This window comes from Polyangium sp. 15x6, from assembly GCF_029960785.1.
In the GTDB taxonomy this organism is placed as follows: Bacteria; Myxococcota_A; Polyangia; order Polyangiales; family Polyangiaceae; genus Polyangium.
Genome location: NZ_JASBQE010000039.1, coordinates 76563 through 96105 on the forward strand (window position 1 = coordinate 76563; position 19543 = coordinate 96105).

Here is a 19543-nt window from a genome sequence, read left to right on the forward strand (position 1 = left end):
CGCATTCGAAAGTGTACCCATGCACGTCGGGGCGTGAAGAGAGATCGCGTCCGGAGCGACGCAGGATCAGGTCGCTCCGGGCACGTCCAGGCGCGTCACTTCGGGATGATGACCTCGGTCACCGTCGTCCCGGGCTTTCCCGACCAGCGCCAGTTGTCGATCAAGGTGGACGAGTCGACCTTTCCGTCCGTCGAGTCGTAGGTGACGAGGCGCAGCCGGATCGGGCTGCCAGGCGTCACGGCCGTCGTCGTACGCAGCCACCCCGTCGAGCCATGGCTCCACCCGGCGTTCGCTTCGTCCTTCTCGAAGGTGGTGCCGAGAAGCTGCTTCGTCTCGAGGGAGCACTTGAACGAGAAGGTGCTCGCGACGCACTCGCCGTTGGGCCCCACGGGGTTGCCCGGACAACCGCACGCCTCGAAGAACTTGTTGTTCACGCTGATCGGCGCGCCGAGCATGTCGAACGCGATGTTCCCGTCGCTCTGCCCCATCGGGAACGGGATCATGTAGGCGATGAAGAAGTCGTTGTACTCGCGGCACAAGAAGTCCGGCCACTCGTAGCTGAAGAACTGGAAGTCGAACGAGACGCTGAGCGCGTTCGAGGGGACGTCGACCTCGATCTCGAGGCCCGTCGCGTCGTGCGGGAGGCCCGTGATCACGTTGGGGCACGAAGGGCTCGCCTTCGGGAAGCCGAAGGGCGCGTTGCTCGTGTAGCCCTTGTCGAACGTGCGGTACGTGGCGTCCGCGTCGCCCTTGTCCCGCGCCTTGCCCGACGACAGGAAGAGCATCGAGCTGCCCTCCTGCGGGTTGTTGTTCGTCCCGAGCTTCGCGACGATGCCGTGCCCGAGGTGGAAGTTCGCCTTCTGCGTCTCGTTCACCGGCGGCGGGCTGCCGTCCGAGAGCACCCACTTCGCGGTCTTCAGGAACTTGCAGACGCCGATCGCCTTGGCCGCGTCGGCGGGATCGAGGCTCGCGAGCGCGAGGCCACTGTCGCAGGCCGGCGGCAGGACGTCGATCGTACCGTCGCAGTCCTCGTCCGCAGGCTCGGGGAGGTTGCCGTTCTCGTCCTCCTCGGCGATGACCTCGACCGCGCTCGGATTGACGAACTTGTCGCAGTCGTTGCAGTCGCCTTCGAGCTCGGTGTAGCCGTCGCCGTCGTTGTCCTTGTCGGGCAAGCCTTCATCACAAGCGCCGCCGCCCGCGCCGCCGGTGCCGGTCGACGAGCTGCTCGTCGTGATGAGGACGTCGCCGCCCTGGCCGTTGCCGGCGGTGCCGCCCACACCGCCGACGCCGCCGGATCCAGCATCCCCCCCGTTGCCCCCCATGTTTCCGCTGCCGCCGCCCGCGGCGCATGCGCCCGCCGCCGTCGCGGCGACGACGCACAACCCGACGAGCCCGAACCATGTGGATGTTCTCGACCGCTTCATGACGACGCCCTCGTGATGAAAAAGGATTCCTCGGGGACTCACGGTCGCCGTCGTCGACCCATGGCCCGCCGGATCGGCCACGTCGAGCGAGCGGTACCTCGGGGAAAGGAAGACGCGCGTATCGATGGACACGGCGAGCGCAAGCATGCCTAGCCTAGCCGAACGGCCGGCATGCTGTCACGCGCTCGGGGCGCTACCGTGGTGCTGGAGAAGAGAGCGTCAGGAGGACGCGGGAGAGGAGGGACGCAGCGCGAGCGCGCGTACTCAGGCTTCGGGCGAGGCCGAGGAAGCCTTCTTGCGCTTCTTCTGATCTTTCTTGCCGCTGCCGTTCGCGTGCGCGGAGCCGTTCGCGGCGGACACGCTCGGACGGAGCAGATCGTCCGCCATCTTCGCGGCGCGATCCGTCTTCTCCCAGGCGAACTCGTCCCGGCCGAAATGCCCGTACGCCGCGGTCTTGCGGTAGATGGGCTTGAGCAGGTCGAGCTGCTCGATGATCGCCTTCGGCCGCATGTCGAAGTTCTCGAGGATGTACTTCTCGAGCACCTCATCGGCGACGCGGCCCGAGCCGAACGTGTTCACGTGGACGCCGACCGGCTGCGCGACGCCGATCGCGTAGGCGATCTGCACCTCGCAACGCGCCGCGAGCTTCGCCGCGACGACGTTCTTCGCGACGAACCGCGCGTAGTAACAAGCCGAGCGATCGACCTTCGTCGGGTCCTTGCCGCTGAAGGCGCCGCCGCCGTGCCGGCCCATGCCGCCGTACGTGTCGACGATGATCTTGCGGCCCGTGAGGCCCGCGTCGCCGTAGGGGCCGCCGATGACGAACCGGCCCGTCGGGTTGATGTAGAACTTCGTGTTCTTGTCGACGAGCTTCTGCGGCAGGACCTTGTCGATGACGAGCGTGCGCATCGCCTCGACGATCTCCTTGTGCTTGACGTCCGGCCCGTGCTGCGTCGAGAGCACGACCGCGGCGATGCGCGCGGGGACGTCGTTCTCGTACTCGATCGTCACCTGCGTCTTGCCGTCCGGCCGCAGCCAGTTGACCTTCTTCGACTTGCGGACCTCGGCGAGCTTGCGCGCCATGCGGTGCGCGAACGAGATCGGCGCGGGCATGAGCTCGGGGGTCTCGTCCGTCGCGTACCCGAACATCAGGCCCTGGTCACCCGCTCCCTGCTCCTTGAACAGACCCTCGCCCTCCGTGACGCCGCGCGAGATGTCCGGGCTCTGCTTCTCGATCGCCGTGAGCACCGCGCACGTCTCGTAGTCGAAGCCCATCGACGAGTCCGTGTACCCGATGTCCTTGATCGTGCTGCGAACGACCACGGGCATGTCGACCCACGCAGAGGTCGTGATCTCGCCGGCCACGATCGCCATGCCGGTCTTGACCATCGTCTCGCAGGCGACACGCGCCGTCGGATCCTGCGCGAGGATACCGTCGAGGATGGCGTCGGAGATCTGGTCGCAAATCTTGTCGGGATGGCCTTCCGTGACGGACTCGGACGTGAACTGGTAACGGCGCATGGATGCTCCTTGGGGCGGACGGGGCGTACGCATACGCCGTGGACGATGCACCGTCAACGCGTCGAACAGGACAAAAGCGAAGCGCCGGGCCTCTCCAAAGCGACCCGGCGCACGCGAGCAATGACTCTGGAAATCTGTCAGCCGCCGAGCCCCTCGAGCTTGGTGATGACGTCGGCCGGGAACGTGCCCTGCGCGAGGCGCCCGCGCACCTGCTTGAAGAGGCCTTGCCACTTGGCCTTCTGATCGGCCGTCAGCTCGATGACCGTCATCTTGCCCTTCAGGCGGCCGAACGCGGCGTCGTCCTCGCTGCGGATGCGCTTCGTGAGCGCCGCGCTGGCGACCTTGCCCGTGTCCTGGAGGATGGCCTTGAGATCGGCCGGCAGCCCGTCGAGCTTCTTGCTCGTCAGGACGAGCGCGCCGACCGCGAAGCCGGACGCGTCCGCGACGATGTGGTCGAGCTTCGACGCCCACTGGAGCTGCTCGGCCACGACCGCCGGCGCGACGATCGCGTTGATCGCGCCCGTGTTGAGGTTCGGCAGGACCTCCGGGATGTTGGCCTGGAAGGGCGTGGTGCCGCCGACGACCTGGAAGAACACCGGCATCATCGCGTCGTCGCGCCACACGTAGGGCTTGGTGCCCTTGAAGTCGTCGGGCGTGCGGATCGCGACGCCCTTCGTCATGAGGTGCGCCTGTCCGACGTCACCCCAGCCGACGATGCTGAAGCCGGCGTCCGCCGCGCCCTTCTCGAACTCGGGCCGCATGGCCTCGCGCGCGGCGTCGAGCTTCGCCCACGAGGTGAAGAGACCCGGCATCTGGAGCGCGAGGATGGGCTTGTGAATCTTGCCGAGACCCACCGCCGTGACCGCGGCGCCGTCGAGCTGGCCGGCCTTCATCTTGCCGACCATCGCGCCTTCATCACCCTGCTGACCGTTGTAGAAGAACTGCAGCTCGAGCCGGCCGCCGCTCTTCTCCTTGACAGCCTTCTCCCAGACACTGAACACCTGCCCCCAGGGGCTCGCCTTCGGCGCAAGCGTGCCGATCTTGATCACTTCAGCCGCACTTGCATCCTGCGACGCGCCGATCCCCGCGAGGACCGTCAGGGCGCCGAGGAGTTTCACCATCGCTCTTCGCAGCATCATCAGAAGCCTCCGTCTCGGTTCTTCCGACCCTCGTACGCGACGTGTCTCGAGGGTTGCTCCTGGCCTTCGCGTGTTCGTATACCGGAGCTTGTCGTTCTCGAACAGTCGGGCTCGCCCCGCACGCATGCACGATGCACCGCAGCATCGAGCATCGCGTTCCAGGAAGAGGGCGTCACGGGACAGTGGACGTCGCGCTCACGACGTTATTCACGTTGCCGCATCGCGAAAAACCCTGATGATAGCGACCCGATGACCCTGGATGAGATCCGCGCCGTCCTCGAGGCGCAAGGATGGCCGGTCGAGCGGCTCTCCGAGGCCACGCTGCGCAGCCGCTTCCGCAGCAAGGACCGGATTTTTCCGCTGTTCGTACACCTCGAACCGCTGTTCGTGACGTTCGCAGTGATCCCCTACGCGCGTTTGCCCGAGGAGCCGGATACGGCCGAAGCGCTCATGACGCGCCTGCTCAAGCTCAACCGGGAGATCAACCTCGCCAAGTACTCGGTCGACGACGACGGCGACATCATCCTGAGCGTCGAGTACCGGATCGAGCACCTCGACCCGAGCGAGATCCGCGACGCCGTGGACGTGCTCTCGTTCTACGCCGACAAACATCACCAGGACGTGCACAAGCTCGCAGGTCCGTGACGCGTAACGCGCGGTGGCGTTCGGGACGAACCCCGGCGCGACGCTCCGCACGCCTCACTCGGTGATCGTCTCGGTGCGCGGACGTTCTTCCTTCTTCGCGTCGAGCAGGGCGCGGCGCTCGACGCGCACCCGGCGCACCTCTTCGCCGCGCACGATGGTGAGGCGCACGGACGTGCCGACGTCGCCGCGCAGGAGCGCGCGGATCTCCTTGGCGTCGAGGTCGCGCACGTAGCGGCCCTCGATCATGACGAGCTCGTCGCCCGGCAAGAGGCCCGCGCGCTCGGCGGAGAGTCCCGGGGACAGGTCGCGCACGTAGAGCGCGCCCGTGTCGTTGTCCCGCGAGAGCACCGCGCCGATGGAGCCCTTCTGCTCGGCCGCGCAAGCGAGGCCCACGAAGAGGAACGACGCGAGGAGCGGCGCTCGGGCGACGCGCATGCCCCGCATCCTAGCGGACGTCGCGACGAACGAGCCGGCTTGCAGCACGACGAGCGCTCGGGTGAGCCTTTCCGCATGCGCGCGCGACGTCTCCTCCTCCTGCTCGTCGCCTTCACGCCGATCGCCGCGGGCCTCGTCGCATGCACGCTCGGCGCGCCCGAAGAGCCGGGCTGCCAGAGCGACGCGGAGTGCGGCGAAGGGCGCGTTTGCCGGGCCGGCGCGTGTTTCCGTTTCATCGGGGAAGGCGCGCCGGCGACCGACGCGGGCGCGGACGCGAGCGAGGGTGCGTAGAGGATTTCCGAGAGCGTGGTGACAGCGCATCCGGCTACGCGCCGAGGTCCTTTCCGCCCTACGTCGTTCCCTCGAATTCGACAAAACCTCGACGTTTCGCGCACCTTCGATGGGCGCCGATCTTGCTTGAGACCGCCGCACGACCCATGGCGATGAAGCCTCGACCTGGTGAACCTTCCCCCCTAGACTCCGCCGCGTCATCTCCCGCGGCGTCGCGGTTCGTCGCTGGATCTCGGTCACGCGGAGAGAACAAGTGAGCACTTCCACGCACAACAACGGACTCTGGAGCCCGTCGGACATGCGTGCCTCCGAAGAGCACGTCGAGGGAGCCCCCGCGCAGATCACCGCCATGCAAGGCGGGTGGCTCAAGTTCTTGCTCGGTAGCTTCACCGTGCAAGACGTCATCCTGCTCGTTTACCTCACGGTCGTGCGGGTGCTGCTCGCGCAGCGGCAAGCCACGGCCGATCAGGCGTCGTGCGCGCGGACGACGGAGCTCTGCATCGGCGTCGTCCTCGGCGCCGTGCTGATCGGCCGCGTGATCCCCGGCATCCCGCCGCTCGTCCGGAAGATCGTCTACCGCGTGAGCATCGTCGGCGTGCTCCTGCAGAACTACCTCGTGCTGCGCTGGCTCTTGCCCGTGGTGCGGCCGGACTCGGTGGACGGGACGCTGCTCCGGATCGACGAGGCGATCTTCGGCCGCGAGCCGGCGCTCATGCTCGAGGCCTTCAACGTGCGGCCCGTGGTCGAGTGGTTCTCGTTCTTCTACTTCAGCTACTTCTTCATCGGCGCGACCTACATGATCGTCAGCGTGTGGCTGACGAAGCCGAGCCGCCGGACGACGGCGTTCGCGATCGGGACGCTGCTCGTCTTCGGCATCGGGCAACTCGGCTACATGGCGGTGCCCGGCTACGGCCCGCATCAGTACCTGGCCCAGCAGTTCAAGGGGCCGATCGACGGCGGGTTTTTCTGGGGCTGCGTCTGGGACACGGTGCAAGCCGGCAGCGCGATGAAGGACATCTTCCCCTCGCTGCACACGGCCGTGCCGACGTGGTTCACGCTGCACGCGCTGCACAACGCGAAGACGGATCGACGCTGGCTCTGGCCCGCGATCGTGACGGGCTTCTTCGCGGCGAACATCATCTTCTCGACGGTGTTCTTGCGCTGGCACTACGCCATCGACGTGCTCGCGGGCCTGACGCTCGCATTCACGGCCGGGACGCTCGCGCCCCTGATCGCGCGGCGCGAAGAAGAGTGGCGCCTCGCGCGAGGCCTGCGCGGCGCGTGGGTCTTCGACTGACGAAGACGCGAACGACGCGCCGCACCGTCGATCATTCGTCACTCCCCGCCCAGCGAAGCCGCACGAGCCCCTCCCCCCGAGCCACGAGACGCGCCGAGCAAGCGAGCCGCTGCGAAGGCGGCGCGTCGAAGACGTCGAGCACGTCGGACTCGTCGCTCGAAGGTGGTTCGAGGAGCGCGGCGCCTTCGAGGACCTCGACGAGGCAGGTTCCACAGCTCGCGGAGCGACACGAGAACGAGACGGGCGCGCGGCATGCGTCGCTGACGTCGACGAGCGCGTCGCCAGGCTCGGCGTCCGCGGCCGCGGCGGGGCCGAGCTCGTTCGCCAGGAACTCCACCCGGATCACGAGGCAGCTCTAACGGAAGGCGCGCGCGACGTCGACCCGCTGCCTCGGCATTGGCGAGGCCGAGCGACCGCGATATCCAGGGGCCATGTCGAATCATGGGTGGGATGCGTTGATCCTGGGGGGCGGGCCTGGTGGTTCCACGCTCGCCGCGAGCCTCGCGCAGCGCGGTCGGCGGGCGCTCGTGCTCGAGCGGGAGAAGTTCCCGCGGTTTCACATCGGCGAGTCGCTCCTGCCGCGATCACGCGAGGTCTTCGCCGAGCTCGGCCTGGAGGAGGAGCTCGATCGGAGGTTTCTGCGCAAGTACGGCGCGCGGTTCCTCTGCTGCACGACGAAGCGCGAGAGCACGTATCGCTTCGAGGAGAGCTTCGATCCGAAGTTCACGTACGCCTATCAGGTGCCACGCGCCGAGTTCGATCACGTGCTGCTCGAGCACGCGCGCAAGCTCGGCGCCGAGGTGCGCGAGCAGTGGGAGGCGACGGACGTGCTCTTCGAAGGCAGCCGCGCCGTCGGGGTGCGCGCGAAAAACCTCCTGAACCCTTCCGAGGTGGTGGAGCTCTTCGCGCCGGTCGTCGTCGACGCGACGGGACGCGACACGCTCCTGGCTTCACGCACGCGGCGGAAGGCGAACATCGCGCGGCTCGACAAGACCGCGCTGTTCTCGCACTACCGCGGCACGTTCCGGCCGAGCGGCCAGGACGAGGGGAACATCCAGCTCGTGATCTTCGAGCACGGCTGGTTCTGGTTCATCCCGTTCCGCGGCGACGTGACGAGCGTGGGCGTGGTCGTGTCGTCGGAGTGGATGCGGCAGAAGCAAAAAGGCGAGACGCTCGACTCGTTTTACGATCGTACGTTCGCGCGATCGCCGATGGCATGCGAGCTCTTGAGCGGCGCGACGCGGCTTCGGCCCGTCGGTGCCCTCGCTGATTTCTCATACCGGATCGATCAGCTCGCGGGTGATGGGTGGCTGTTCGTCGGCGACGCGGGCGGCTTCCTCGATCCGCTGTTCTCGACGGGCGCGCACCTCGCCATCAAGGGCGCCTCGCTCGCGGCCGAGGCGATCGATCACGCGCTCACGACGGGCGACGTGTCGCGCGCGGCGTTCGCCTCGTACGAAGCGAATGTGCGGTACGCGGTCGACCTGTTCCTGGGTGTCGTGCAGAGCTTCTACGCGGGGCAGTTTCGCGAGACGTTGTTCGAGCCGAACCAGCGGACGACGATCCGCAGGCTCATCACGTCGATCCTCGCGGGCGACGTGTTCCACGTGGAGCGACGTCCGCCATGGGCCGCGTTCCTCCGCGAGCACTACCCCGCCGAGGTGCCGACGTTCGCCTGAACGCGCGCTACTTCGAGGGCACGTTCGCGAGGTTCTCCTTGCACGTCGCGGCGAGCCCTTCCTTGCCGCCGGGCGCTTGCGCGGCGTCACGCCACGCTTGACGCATCGCCTTGAAGCCGGGCTCCCGCGCGGCGCGCGCCTCCTCGGGCAAACCGTCGAGGAAGGCCTCCATCTTCTTCACGTACGCGTCGCACTCGGCCACGCCGATCGCGCCCTCGGATTCGGCAGCGGTCCCCTCGCCGTCGCTGCCCTTGTTGCAGCCGAACATCGAAAGAGAAACCGCAAAGACCAACGCGACCGTCTCACTGCGCATCTCGAACGTCTCCGTGGGAAACCCGCGAGCATCCTGCCACACGAGGGCCGAGCGGGGACAGTTCGTGACGACGCGGCGCGGGCGCTACGAGCGGACGAGCAGGATCGCGTGCTCCTGTCGCGGGCGCGCGGCGAAGGCGCGGCGTGTGGGCGCGTGGAAGTGTGGGCGCGGCTGCGAGGCGACGGTGTCCACGCGGAGGCGCGCGCGCGGCGCGACGCGACGGATCACGTCGACGGAATAGACGGGGCGGCCCGCGACGACGCTGTCGGCGAGGAGGAGGATCACAGAGCCCTCGGGGCGCATGACGCGGCCGAGCGCGGCGAGGGTGTCGCCGATCTCGCGCTCCCAGCGAGCCACGCCTTCGTCCGGGCCCATGGGATCGAGCCGACGACGTGCGCCGATCTCGGCGCGCTCGAAGCGCTCGGGGCGAAGGCGCAGCCAGCGAAGGCGCGCCTCGTGATGCGCGAGGTAGTCGTAGACGCCCGGGTACGGCGGCGAGGTGACGACGAGATCCACGGAGCGATCGCCGATGCCGTCGAGACGGCGCGCGTCGCCTTCGAGGACACGCGCGGGCGGCGCGGCGGCGAGGCGCGCGGACGCCTCGGCGCGGCGCAGGGCGAGCTCCTCGGCCTTGCGCACGAAGAGGCGCGCGGCGTAGCCGGAAGCGATGCGTCGTTCGAGCTCGCGCTCGGAGGTGTCGGAGGTGCGGCGGCTGAGCTTCGTGAGCATCGACGAGAGCACGAGTTCGAGCTCGCCGCGCACAGCGGGATCTTCGATGCGATCGATCCCGGCGCGCACGCCGTCGAGCTCCAGAAGAACGTGACGATCGAAGAGGGCGAGGTCCTCGGGGCCATACCGCCGCGTGGGTCCGCTCTTCGCCTTGCGGCGTTCGTCCGCGAAGAGCGCGACCGCGCGTGCCGCTTCGACGAACGCAGCGCGCTCGGCCTCCGTGGTGTCGCGCAACTTGAGCGCGGCGAGGCGCACGGCGAGCGGGTTCGCGTCGACGCCGATCGCCTTGCGACCCACGAGGCGCGCCTCGACGAGCACCGTGCCGCTGCCGCAGAACGGATCGAGGACGGCGCCCCCGGGGCGCGAGAACGACTCGACGAGCCGCTGCGCGGTGACCGGGTGCATGCGCGCCGGGTAGCTGTGAAAGCCGTGCACGTGCGCGCGCGCGGCTTCCTCGGCGACCTCGGACGGAGGCACGTCGAGCGCTCGGACGAGCGCCGTGCCACGCGTGGGATCTCCCTCGACGGTGGTCTCTCCGCCGACGTGGGAGAGCGCGCGTCGCACGTTGGGCTTCGTCGGCTCGCTGGACGTCGGCTTCGTCGGTTCGCTGGGCCTCGGCTTCGTTCGCTCGCCGGGCCTTCTTCGCTCGATGGGCTTCGTCCGCTCGCCGGGCTTGGTCCGCTCGTTTTGCTTCGTTTGCTTCGTTCGCTCGCGCATCACACCTTCTCGCGCGTGACGCCGGGCGCGCGCGCCTCGGCCTCCGCCTCGGCTTCGGCCTCTGCCTCGACGGCCGCGAGGTCGGGTTTGTCCGGGGAGGCGCCGATCCGCATCCGCGTGAGGCTCCCGTCGTTGCGGATGATCTCGTGCGCTTCGAGCAGCGCGAGCATCTCCTCGGCCTGCGGCTCCTCGATCGGGAGCGCCTCCGCGAGCGCGCGCGCCGTGACGGGGCCCTTGATCTGCGCGGCCACGTCCGCCGCCACCGAGAGCCACGCCTCGTCGAGCGCGGGCTCGATCTCCTTGGCCTGCGCCCGCGAGCGCGCGAGGAACCAGGCGATCAGCGCGGCGAGCGGGCCGGCGGTCAAGACGCTTGCGAGGAAAAACCCGAGGCCCGGGTTCACGACGCCGATGACGCCGAGCAGCCCGTAGATCGCGAGGATGCCGATCGTGCCCGCGAGCGCGACGCCCGTGAACACCGCGGCCGCGCGGTTCTTCGCGCGCCCCTTCCGCGCGAGCTCCGCGCGCGCGAGCGCCGTGACCTCCTTGCCGCTCCGCCGCACCTTCTTCGTGTCGAGCGGCACGCGCGGGCCGCCGCAGACGTCGCAGCGGAACCGGAACTCCGCGTCGCGCGTGGCCCCCGCCGTGGCTCCGCAGTGCGGACAAACCTCCATGCGTTGCGAGGTTCCGCAGCGCGTACAAACCGCAGCTCCCGCGGCGACGCCCGCGCCGCAGGCGACGCAGCGACCTTCGGCTGATCCGGTGGTCATGACGACACGCGAGCGATCCGTCCGCGCGTCGCCCTCGCGCCCTTCAGACCCGGCATGATGAACACGGTCGCGTGCATCAGGGGCGCATCTAATCCGGGGCCGGTCCCACGGCCAGAGGAGAGCGCACCGATCGACGCGGTAGGCGAGGCGGATGCGGACGGGCGCACGGTCAGGACGGCTCGGCTCGCTTCACGGCGAGGCGCGGACGTGCCAACATGCTGGACATGCGGGGACGGTGGACCCGGACGGGCCGGAGCGCTGCAGCGTGGAGCGTGGCCGCCGGTTATGCGCTCCTCGCGTGCCTCGCGACCGCGCTCGCCCTCGCGCTCCGGGACGGTGCGCCCTGGATGTACCCGAACCCGTGGCTCGGCCTGACGTCGACCGTCGGGACGCTCGCGAGCGCGCTCTCCGGTATCATCCTCGCCACGATCCTCGTGGTCACGACGCGCTTCGCCGTCGGCCGGTTCGGCTGGGCGCGAAGGCTGCACGGCGAACTTCGTCCGGTCGCGAAGGATTTATCCGTCGGACAGATCTTCATCCTCGCGGGCCTGTCGAGCCTCGGCGAGGAGGTCCTCTTCCGCGGGCTCCTCACGCCGGTGATCGGCGTCGTCGGATCGGGCGTGCTCTTCGGCCTCTTGCATCAGATGCGCGGGCCGAGTCGCTGGGTGTGGACGGGGTGGGCGACGGCCGTGGGCCTGATCCTCGGGGCCATCTTCGCGGCCACGGGCTCGCTCGTCGGGCCGCTGCTCGCGCACGCGATCGTGAACGCGGTGAACCTCGGTTACCTGCGCGATCACGATCCGGGAAACGATCCCGAGCAGAACCTCGCCTGAGAAAGACCGCGCGCGGCGAGCGCGCTCAGCGCTTCTTGTCGTTGAACGGGCCCGTCTGGCGCGGCGGCAGCGGCGGGGGCGCCGGACGAACGCCGCTATCGCTGAGATCGGGCCGCGTCTGCACGGCGTGCCGCGGCGGCGGCGTGGGCGAGCGCGGCATCGGGCCCGTGCCCGGGTTCGGCAGCGGCGGCGGCGTGCTCTTCGAATGGCCCTGCGGAACCGGCGGGCGCGCCGCAGGCGCGGGGCCGGGGAACGACGGGCGCGTGTACTCGCCGCTCGCACGTGCAGGCGCGACCGGTTGTCGCGGCGGCGGACCGGGCAGCCGCGTCGCCCCGCCGGGCGCACGGGGCGGTGGTCCGGGCAAACCTCCCGCGGTCCGCGTCGGCACGGGCTGACGCGGCGGCGGACCGGGCAAACCCGGGGAGACCGCAGGTCGACCCGCCGGCGTGAGGCGCGGCGGAGGCTGATGGGGCGATCGTGGCGCCATGGCGCCCGGACGAACCGGCCCCGCTGCGTACGCCCCCGCCGGCCGCTGCTGACCGCCTGCGGGCGCGGGCCTCGCGCCGGGTTGCTGCCTTTGCGCGGTGCCCCAGTTCGGGCGATACGCCGGCGCGCCATCGAGGTCTTCCTCTTCGAGCTGGTACTCGGACGCGGGCGAGACATCGACCTCGTCGAACGCTTCCGCGGAGAGCTCGGTGAGCTGCTCGGGCTCGTCGACGAGCTGCGCTTCGTCGCCGTATGCGGACTCGGGCACGAGCTCCTGCGAGCCCGGCACGGCTTCCGCGCGGCCTCCGCTCTGCGGTGGCGCCACGGGCTCGTCCATGCCGAAGTCGGCCCAGTCGTAGTAGGCCTTCCGATCGGTCTCGTCGTCGTGCGCGGCCGGCGCAGGGGCGGCCTTGATCGGCTTCGGCGGCTCGGCGATCGCTTTCGACGAAGGAGGACCGAGATCGGTGCGACGCGACGGAGGCCCGCCCATCGCGGGCGCGGCGAGGCGCGTGGAGGGCGCGTTGTTGCTCGAACGAGGTTGCTCGCCGTTGTGGATGCTCTCGTCTTCGAGGCGCACGGCTTCGAGCAAGAGGTGACCGATCGGCTGCGCGCTTCCGGTCGGCGGGCGATCGGGCTGCGGCACGAACGAGAACCGACCGACCTTCCAGCCGAGGATGCTCCGCAGGATCGTGATCGCGTCGGTCGTCGTGCCGCCGATGCTCCCGGTGACGATGAAGCCGGAGGCGACCTCGAGCTGCGCCTTGCGCTTCTTGCTGATGACCTCGACGATGCCCGTGCGCCGCTCGAGCTCGAGCACCGTGAGGACGGTGGCGATCGACATCTGACTGAGATCGCCCTGGATCGCCGTCGTCTCGCTGGTGGACGAGGGCGGCACGGAGACGAGCGAGTTGCGACGCTGCCGCAGGCGCCACGCCATCTGCACGAGCGCGCCGACCTGCGCGACGACCTCGTCGACGCGAAACGGCTTCGTCATGTACGCATCGGCGCCGACGTGAAACCCTTCGAGTCGCGCCTCTTGATCGTCGAGGGCGGAGAGGAAGAGGAACGGCGTCACCGACACACGCGACGGCTGCGTGCGCACGTTCCGCGCGACCCAGTAGCCGTCGTTGTCGGGCAGATCGATGTCGCAGATGATGCAGTCCGGCTCGCGATCGCAGGCCGTATCGAGGCCTGCCTGCGCGGTGTTGCAGACGATGACGTCGTAGCCGGCGTCACGGATCGCGCCCGAGAGCAGGCTGCTGACCCACTCGTCGTCTTCGATCACGAGCACGAGCCCTCGGGGCATTGGCGAAACCGTATCACGTGCGCTCGCCGGGGGGCCAAGTCGCAAGGGGTCCGCCCGGTCGGTTTCGTCCCGGGGGCGTCGGGGCCCACGTCTCGGCCCGGCCGGCCGGAGGGATTCGCCCGCGCGCGGCCGGCTTTTCGGCGCTAAGCTCAGCCCCGTGACGAAAGGAACGCGGATCGTGGTCGCCATGAGCGGCGGGGTCGACTCCTCCGTGGCGGCGGCGCGCCTCTGCGACGCCGGTTATGACGTCATCGGGGTGACACTCCACCTCTGGGACTACCCCGACGACCGGAGCGAGCGGGGTCGTTGCTGCGCGCCCGAGGATCAACACGACGCCCGGCGCGCGGCGGATCACCTGGGCATCCCACACTACACGTTCGACCGGCGCGAGCTCTTCCGCGCGCACGTGGTCGATCCGTTCGTCGACGCGTACCTCGAAGGCGAGACGCCGAGCCCCTGCGTCGCCTGCAACCGCTCGGTGAAGATGCGCGAGCTCTTCCCGCTGGCCGAGCGGCTCGGCGCGTCGTTCGTCGCGACCGGCCACTACGCGCGGACGGAGATCGGCGCCGACGGACGCGGGCGGCTCTATCGAGGCAAGGATCGCGTCAAGGATCAGAGCTACTTCCTGCACATGCTGCGCGAGGACGAGCTGCGAAAGCTCGTCCTGCCGCTCGGGGACGCGACGAAGGAAGAGGTGCGCGCCGAAGCACACGCGCGGCGGATCCCGCGCGCGGACAAGGGCGAGAGCCAGGAGCTTTGTTTCGTCCCGGCCGGCGGCTACGGCGCGTTCGTCGAGAACCGGGCGGGGCGCGAGCGGGTTCGTCCGGGCCCGATCGTCGACGACCGAGGGCGCACGGTGGGGCACCACGAGGGCGTGCATCGGTTCACGATCGGCCAGCGCAAAGGTATCGGCGTGGCGCTCGGTCGGCCTGCGTTCGTCGTGGGGATCGACGCGGAGTCGGGCGCGGTGCGTCTCGGCGGCGAGGACGCGCTGCTCGCGACGGGCGCGCTGCTCGAAGCGGGCGCGTGGAGCGACGACGTGACGTTCCCGCTCGAAGCCGACGTGCGGGTGCGCGCGCGTCACGAAGGCGAACGCGCGACGATCGAGCGCATGCAGGATCCGGAGCAGGGCGAGGTGCTCGTCGCGCGCTTCCGCACGCCGGTGAAGGCCGTCTCTCCCGGGCAGGTGGCGGTCGCGTACGACGGCGATCGCGTCTGCGGCGGGGCCACGATCAAGGCCGCGATCCACGCGAGCGCGGGAGGCGCGGCGTGAGCGCGCGTCTTTGCCTCGCGGTCGCGTCGCTGCTCGCGCTCGGCGCGATGGGTTGTTCGCTCGGGCAGGGCGAAGGCGAGGTCAAGAGCGACGCGCTCGTCGCGAAGGACTGCTGGTTCGACGCCTACGATCTGCGCCCGGACTTCTTCGCGGCGGTGCCGTACCGCTCGACGCTGCAGATGCGCGTGCAGCGCGGGACCGATCTGCAAGAGGTATCGGACGGGCTCGCGGTGCTCGTCGAGGACGTGAGCCAGGTCCGGGAGGAGCTCCTCGGCAAGCCGCTCGACGTGACGCTCTCGCCGGGCGTCTTGCCTCCGGGCTCGGATTTCCCGACGCCGCCGCCTGCGGATCAGCCGGCGATCCACGTCGCGCTCTACCTCCAGCGCTCCTGCCACAACCAGAACGTGATCCTCTATGCCGTGGATGGCTCGATCACGTTTCATTCGCTGTTCAGCGGGGACCCGAACGAGGCCGAGGCCGCGGAGAAGTACACGGACGCGGAGTTCGACGTGTGGATGGGTGATCCGCGCGACGCTCCCGTGGACGCGCCCGCGAACGAGATCCCGAAGGAACTGCAATCGCGTGTGACGGGTTTCTTCCGCTTCTACTTCGAGCGCGGCCAGCCTGGGCAGCCTTTCCCCTGAAGTTCGAGCCACTTCGGTAGGCTCCCTACCTCTGGCCTCGGAGAGGCGTGCTCGCCCGCTGAACATCCGGAAGCGTCCACGCGCTCTCTCCGGCGCATGGAAAGTGGAATCGTTTTCGCGGTAGGATTCAATCAACGCGTCATGGCTCAACCTCCGCCTCGACCCGCTGCTTCGCGACCGGGCGGTCCGGCACCGGCGAACAACAGGAGCGCGCCCGCCTCCTCGTCCGGTCCCCGCCCGAAGGAACCGGAAAAGCAGCAGCCGCCTGGGACCTTCTTCCTCGGACGATACCGCGTCGTCGACGAGATCGGCGTCGGAGGCATGGCGAGCGTGCATCTGGCGCGCATGGACGGCCCCGGGGGCTTCCAGAAGTGGGTCGCGATCAAGCGCATCCACCCGCACCTCGTCGAGGACGATCAGTTCGTCGACATGTTCCTCGACGAAGCCCGCATCGCGGCCGGGATCAACCACGCGAACGTCGCGCAGGTCTTCGATCTCGGCAAAGACGACAACACGTACTGGATCGCGATGGAGTACCTCCACGGCGAGCCGCTGCGCGAGGTCATGCGGCGGGCCGAGGAGAAGCGGATGAACATCAGCCCCGAGCTCGCGGCGCGCATCTGCGCGGACGCGGCCGAGGGCCTCCACGCGGCGCACGAGCTGCGCGGCAAGAACGGCCAGCTCCTCGGGCTCGTCCACCGCGACGTGACGCCGCACAACCTGTTCGTCACGTACGACGGCTACACGAAGGTCGTCGATTTCGGCATCGCGAAGGTCGCCGATCGGCTCGCGTCGACCCGCGCGGGCACGCTCAAGGGCAAACTCGCGTACATGTCGCCCGAGCAGGTGCGCGGCGCGGACGTCGATCGCACGACGGACATCTTCGCGCTCGGTGTCGTGCTCTGGGAGCTGACCACGAACCAGCGCCTCTTCCGCATGGATACCGATCTCGACACGCTCGAGAAGGTGCAGGCCTGCGTGGTGCCACTGCCCTCGACGATCGTCCGCGGTTATCCGCAGGGGCTCGAAGCGGTCGTCATGAAGGCGCTCGCGAAGAACAAGAAGGACCGCTACCAGACGGCCCGCGAGTTCTCCCGCGCCCTGCAGGTCTATCTGAACCAGAGCGGAGCGTTCGTCGGACCCGAGGAGGTCGCGCAGTTCGTCCGGCACGTCTTCACCGATCGCATCGCCAAGCGCGAGGCGCACCTCGCGTGGGCCGCCGAGGTGACGTCGACGGTCAACGTCGATCAGCTCCGCGCGCAGGGCGGCCTGAACGATGATTCGCTGCTCGAAGACGAGGACGACGATCGTCGCGGCCGCGCGAGCGGGACGGCGCCGTCGAAATCGGCAGCGCAGCCGATCGCGAACCGCGCGCCCGCGGCGATGCCGCCGCCCGAGGATCGATCCGCGTCGCAGCAGATGGCCGCCACGTCGCTCATGGACGACGACGAGGACGTGCCGACCACGGTGGCGACGCGCGAGCACCTCGAAAAGTCCCAAGGTGGACCGCTGCCGAGCGCAGGTCGTCCGGCCATGCCGCAGGCGCAGCATCGGCCGCAGCTCACGACGCCGCTCCCCGCGGCGGGCATGCCCGGTCCGGGGCAGAACGAGCGCACCGCGGCGCTGCCGAACAGCGGATATCCGGGCGACGCGGACGATCTGAACGCGACGATCGCGCTCCCGGCGAACACGAAGATCCCGGATCCCGGGCCGCCGCGGCCAGGGTTCGGCGCGCCGCAACAACCTGGATTCGGCGGTTATCCCGCGCCGCAGCAGCCGGGCTTCAACGGCGCGATGGCGCCGCAGCAGCCGGGCTTCGGCTTCGGGCAGCAGCCGCCGCAACCGCAGTACGGGCAGCCGCAGCCGCAGTATCCGATCAGCAACCCGAACGTGCACGTGCCGCAGCAATACGGCCAGCGCGTGGCGCAGTCGCAGATCGAGACCGCGATGTCGCTACCGCGCCCGGATCCCGCCGCGCTGTGGATGGCGCAGCAGGAGGCGGCTCGTCAGCAAGGCGGGCCGAAGCGCAACACGGGCGTGTTCGTCCTCGTGGTCGCGCTCGTCGCGCTCAGCGTGATCGGCATCGGCGTGCTCGTGTATTTCAAGCTGAAGCAGCCGCAGGCAGCGACGCAGCCGCAGGGAACGGCCGTCCCCGAGGCGCCGGCGATCCCGAGCACGGTCGCCGTGCCCGCGCCTGCGCCGGCTCCCGCGCCCGCGCCCGCGCCGACCGAAACGGCCGCGGCCGCGCCCACGGAGACGGCCGCGCCCGCGCCCACGCCGGGCCCCGCGACCGGGAACGCGCCTGCCGCCGCGAAGACGGCCGCGACCGCGCCCACAGCCGCGCCGACCGCAACAGCGAGCACGGCGGCCGCGTCCGGCGAGCCGGGCTTCCTGACGATCGTGTGCAACCCGTTCTGCGACGACGTGCTCGACAACGGTCGTTCGCTCGGCCCCTCGCCGATCGTGCACCTCTCGGTCAAGCCGGGCTCGCACCGGGTCACGCTCAAGAAGGGCGACATGACGAAGGTCATCTCGGTCATCGTCGTGTCCGGTCAGGTGACGGCGCAACGCGTGTCGATGAAGTGACGAACACGGCCGCTCGCCCTTCCGACGGGGCGGGCGGTGCGCGTGCGTTCGTCGTGACGTAGTCTCCTTCGATGCCGCAAGGAACGCGTCCCGCTGGAAAGCCGGACCGCAGGGACAAACCGTCGAGGCCGAAGCTAGCGCCTCGCCCGGAGATCCTGCACATCGAGAACCTCGCCGTAGGTGGAGCGGGCGTGGCTCGGCTCGCCGATCGCACGGTCGTGTTCGTGCCGGGCACCGCGCCGGGCGAACGCGTGGAGGCCGAGGTCGACAGGAACACGCGCCCCGCGCGAGGGCGGCTCCTGCGGGTGATCGAGGCGAGCCCCGATCGCGTGGAGCCCGCGTGCCTGCATGCGGATGCGTGCGGCGGCTGCGACTTCATGCATCTGTCGCAGCACGCGCAGGAAGCGGCGCACGCGGAGATCGTGCGGAGCGCGGTCGCGCACGCGACGGGCGAGACGCCGCCCGCGATCCAGGTGCACGGCGCGCCCGAGCCGCTCGGCTATCGCACGCGCGCGCGGCTGTACGTGCGCGGCGAGCGAGGTCGGGTGCGGATCGGGTATCGCGCGCCGGGCTCGCACGCGCTCGTCGCGACGCCCGCTTGTATCGTGCTCGCGTCGTCGATCGCGGGCGCGCTCGACGAGATCCCGACGGTGCTCGCGGGTTCGTCGGGCGATGGCGACGTGCAGATCGCGCGAGGCGCGGGCGGGAGGCTCGTCGTGGATGTGACGTGGCGCGGCGAGATCGCGCCTGCGGCGTGGGCGTCGATCGATCGACGCGTCGCGGAGGGCGCTTGGGCCGGCGCGCGCGTGCGCATGGAAGGCGCGAAGACCCCGGCCGTGTTCGGTGATCCGCGGCCGATGCTCGAAGGCGCGGACGGCGCGCCGCTCGTCATCGCGGCGGGCTCGTTCGCGCAGAGCTCGGATCGCGGCGCAATACTGCTCGCGCGTCGCGTGGCGGAGCTCGCCCGCGCGGAGGTGGATGCGCCGCGGGACGGCGCGAACGAGAAGGCGAACGGGCACGTGCTCGAGCTCTTCGCGGGCAGCGGCACGCTCTCGATCCTGCTCGCGCGTGGAGCGGCGTCGTTCGTCGCGGTCGAGTCGGACGAGGGAGCTGCGCGCTCGGCCCGGGAAAACCTCGCGGCACGGGATCTTCCGGGCAAGGTCGTCGTCTCGGACGCGGACGCCTACCCGATCCCGCCGCGCGTCGAGGTCGTCGTGCTCGATCCGCCGCGGGCCGGCGCCGAGGGCGCTACGGCTGCGATCGCGGCCTCGCGGGTGCATCGGATCGTCTACGTGGCGTGTGATCCGGCCACGCTCGCGCGTGACCTCGGCGTGCTCGTGCGCGCGGGCTTCGAGCTCACGCACCTCGAGACGGTCGAGCTCTTCCCGCAGACGAGCCACGTCGAGACCGTGGCCCGCCTCGTGCGTCGTCGCGGCGCGCGCTGAGCGGTCGCGTGCG

18 protein-coding genes are annotated in these 19543 nt (G+C 69.8%); 9 read left to right on the top strand and 9 right to left on the bottom strand.

From position 1 onward, the window contains the following. Positions 1-95: 95 nt before the first annotated feature. From QHF83_RS26870 to dctP, 3 genes are all read right to left on the bottom strand, one after another. A complete protein-coding gene (locus tag QHF83_RS26870) occupies positions 96-1571 on the bottom strand; it encodes a choice-of-anchor L domain-containing protein (protein ID WP_282420804.1) in 1476 nt (491 codons plus the stop codon). Positions 1572-1688: 117 nt separating this feature from the next. Then, positions 1689-2945 carry a methionine adenosyltransferase gene (gene metK / locus QHF83_RS26875; RefSeq protein WP_282420805.1) on the bottom strand — a complete coding sequence of 419 codons (1257 nt, stop codon included), beginning with the start codon at positions 2943-2945 and terminating at the stop codon, positions 1689-1691. Between the two features lie 137 nt (positions 2946-3082). Next, on the bottom strand, positions 3083-4084 hold the full coding sequence (gene dctP / locus QHF83_RS26880; protein WP_282420806.1) for a TRAP transporter substrate-binding protein DctP: 1002 nt from the start codon (positions 4082-4084) through the stop codon (positions 3083-3085). A 249-nt stretch (positions 4085-4333) separates the two neighbouring features. Between dctP and QHF83_RS26885 the strand changes: the two genes are divergently transcribed. Next, on the top strand, positions 4334-4729 hold the full coding sequence (locus QHF83_RS26885; RefSeq protein WP_282420807.1) for a YbjN domain-containing protein: 396 nt from the start codon (positions 4334-4336) through the stop codon (positions 4727-4729). Between the two features lie 54 nt (positions 4730-4783). On the opposite strand, the gene QHF83_RS26890 is transcribed toward QHF83_RS26885, so the two are convergent. Continuing rightward, a complete protein-coding gene (locus QHF83_RS26890) occupies positions 4784-5164 on the bottom strand; it encodes a PDZ domain-containing protein (RefSeq protein WP_282420808.1) in 381 nt (126 codons plus the stop codon). 75 nt (positions 5165-5239) lie between these two features. Here QHF83_RS26890 and QHF83_RS26895 point away from each other — a divergent pair, with 75 nt between their 5' ends. Beyond that, complete coding sequence (locus QHF83_RS26895; protein ID WP_282420809.1) at positions 5240-5455, top strand: hypothetical protein; 216 nt, start codon at positions 5240-5242, stop codon at positions 5453-5455. 253 nt (positions 5456-5708) lie between these two features. Further along, on the top strand, positions 5709-6752 hold the full coding sequence (locus tag QHF83_RS26900) for a phosphatase PAP2 family protein (protein ID WP_282420810.1): 1044 nt from the start codon (positions 5709-5711) through the stop codon (positions 6750-6752). A gap of 31 nt (positions 6753-6783) precedes the next feature. Here QHF83_RS26900 and QHF83_RS26905 read toward each other — a convergent pair whose 3' ends face one another. After that, on the bottom strand, positions 6784-7098 hold the full coding sequence (locus QHF83_RS26905) for a 2Fe-2S iron-sulfur cluster-binding protein (protein ID WP_282420811.1): 315 nt from the start codon (positions 7096-7098) through the stop codon (positions 6784-6786). 85 nt (positions 7099-7183) lie between these two features. On the opposite strand from QHF83_RS26905, the gene QHF83_RS26910 reads away from it, so the two are divergent. After that, positions 7184-8431 carry an NAD(P)/FAD-dependent oxidoreductase gene (locus QHF83_RS26910; protein ID WP_282420812.1) on the top strand — a complete coding sequence of 416 codons (1248 nt, stop codon included), beginning with the start codon at positions 7184-7186 and terminating at the stop codon, positions 8429-8431. A gap of 7 nt (positions 8432-8438) precedes the next feature. Here the strand turns inward: QHF83_RS26910 and QHF83_RS26915 are convergent, their stop codons facing one another. The 3 genes from QHF83_RS26915 to QHF83_RS26925 all read right to left on the bottom strand — a co-directional run bounded on the left by QHF83_RS26915 (position 8439) and on the right by QHF83_RS26925 (position 10957). Beyond that, positions 8439-8744, bottom strand: a complete 306-nt coding sequence (locus QHF83_RS26915; protein WP_282420813.1) for a hypothetical protein — start codon at positions 8742-8744, stop codon at positions 8439-8441. 84 nt (positions 8745-8828) lie between these two features. After that, on the bottom strand, positions 8829-10190 hold the full coding sequence (locus QHF83_RS26920) for a DNA methyltransferase (RefSeq protein WP_282420814.1): 1362 nt from the start codon (positions 10188-10190) through the stop codon (positions 8829-8831). Continuing rightward, positions 10190-10957, bottom strand: a complete 768-nt coding sequence (locus QHF83_RS26925) for a zinc ribbon domain-containing protein (RefSeq protein WP_282420815.1) — start codon at positions 10955-10957, stop codon at positions 10190-10192. Before QHF83_RS26925 ends, QHF83_RS26920 begins: the two co-directional genes overlap by 1 nt. Positions 10958-11181: 224 nt before the next feature. Between QHF83_RS26925 and QHF83_RS26930 the strand changes: the two genes are divergently transcribed. Continuing rightward, a complete protein-coding gene (locus QHF83_RS26930) occupies positions 11182-11790 on the top strand; it encodes a CPBP family intramembrane glutamic endopeptidase (RefSeq protein ID WP_282420816.1) in 609 nt (202 codons plus the stop codon). A 25-nt stretch (positions 11791-11815) separates the two neighbouring features. Here QHF83_RS26930 and QHF83_RS26935 read toward each other — a convergent pair whose 3' ends face one another. Continuing rightward, a complete protein-coding gene (locus QHF83_RS26935) occupies positions 11816-13582 on the bottom strand; it encodes a response regulator (RefSeq protein WP_282420817.1) in 1767 nt (588 codons plus the stop codon). Positions 13583-13739: 157 nt separating this feature from the next. Between QHF83_RS26935 and mnmA the strand changes: the two genes are divergently transcribed. The 4 genes from mnmA (at position 13740) to QHF83_RS26955 (ending at position 19530) form a co-directional block, all read left to right on the top strand. Then, positions 13740-14855 (top strand): tRNA 2-thiouridine(34) synthase MnmA, encoded by a 1116-nt coding sequence (mnmA, locus tag QHF83_RS26940; protein WP_282420818.1) that lies wholly within the window; start codon positions 13740-13742, stop codon positions 14853-14855. Then, a complete protein-coding gene (locus QHF83_RS26945; protein WP_282420819.1) occupies positions 14852-15499 on the top strand; it encodes a hypothetical protein in 648 nt (215 codons plus the stop codon). Before mnmA ends, QHF83_RS26945 begins: the two co-directional genes overlap by 4 nt. A 141-nt stretch (positions 15500-15640) precedes the next feature. Continuing rightward, a complete protein-coding gene (locus tag QHF83_RS26950; protein WP_282420820.1) occupies positions 15641-18085 on the top strand; it encodes a serine/threonine-protein kinase in 2445 nt (814 codons plus the stop codon). Positions 18086-18156: 71 nt separating this feature from the next. Further along, the gene (locus QHF83_RS26955) at positions 18157-19530 is read left to right on the top strand and encodes an RsmD family RNA methyltransferase (protein ID WP_282420821.1); all 1374 of its coding nucleotides are present in this window, start codon (positions 18157-18159) and stop codon (positions 19528-19530) included. Positions 19531-19543: the final 13 nt, after the last annotated feature.

What these genes read in the sequence shown, in the direction of transcription:
- QHF83_RS26925 (WP_282420815.1), bottom strand. Translation starts at nt 10,957, where the DNA reads ATGACCACCGGATCAGCCGAAGGTCGCTGCGTCGCCTGCGGCGCGGGC.
- QHF83_RS26955 (WP_282420821.1), top strand. Translation starts at nt 18,157, where the DNA reads ATGCCGCAAGGAACGCGTCCCGCTGGAAAGCCGGACCGCAGGGACAAA.
- QHF83_RS26950 (WP_282420820.1), top strand. Translation starts at nt 15,641, where the DNA reads ATGGCTCAACCTCCGCCTCGACCCGCTGCTTCGCGACCGGGCGGTCCG.
- QHF83_RS26895 (WP_282420809.1), top strand. Translation starts at nt 5,240, where the DNA reads ATGCGCGCGCGACGTCTCCTCCTCCTGCTCGTCGCCTTCACGCCGATC.
- dctP (WP_282420806.1), bottom strand. Translation starts at nt 4,084, where the DNA reads ATGATGCTGCGAAGAGCGATGGTGAAACTCCTCGGCGCCCTGACGGTC.
- QHF83_RS26920 (WP_282420814.1), bottom strand. Translation starts at nt 10,190, where the DNA reads ATGCGCGAGCGAACGAAGCAAACGAAGCAAAACGAGCGGACCAAGCCC.
- QHF83_RS26910 (WP_282420812.1), top strand. Translation starts at nt 7,184, where the DNA reads ATGTCGAATCATGGGTGGGATGCGTTGATCCTGGGGGGCGGGCCTGGT.
- QHF83_RS26870 (WP_282420804.1), bottom strand. Translation starts at nt 1,571, where the DNA reads ATGCTTGCGCTCGCCGTGTCCATCGATACGCGCGTCTTCCTTTCCCCG.
- QHF83_RS26935 (WP_282420817.1), bottom strand. Translation starts at nt 13,582, where the DNA reads ATGCCCCGAGGGCTCGTGCTCGTGATCGAAGACGACGAGTGGGTCAGC.
- metK (WP_282420805.1), bottom strand. Translation starts at nt 2,945, where the DNA reads ATGCGCCGTTACCAGTTCACGTCCGAGTCCGTCACGGAAGGCCATCCC.
- QHF83_RS26890 (WP_282420808.1), bottom strand. Translation starts at nt 5,164, where the DNA reads ATGCGCGTCGCCCGAGCGCCGCTCCTCGCGTCGTTCCTCTTCGTGGGC.
- QHF83_RS26915 (WP_282420813.1), bottom strand. Translation starts at nt 8,744, where the DNA reads ATGCGCAGTGAGACGGTCGCGTTGGTCTTTGCGGTTTCTCTTTCGATG.
- QHF83_RS26930 (WP_282420816.1), top strand. Translation starts at nt 11,182, where the DNA reads ATGCGGGGACGGTGGACCCGGACGGGCCGGAGCGCTGCAGCGTGGAGC.
- QHF83_RS26885 (WP_282420807.1), top strand. Translation starts at nt 4,334, where the DNA reads ATGACCCTGGATGAGATCCGCGCCGTCCTCGAGGCGCAAGGATGGCCG.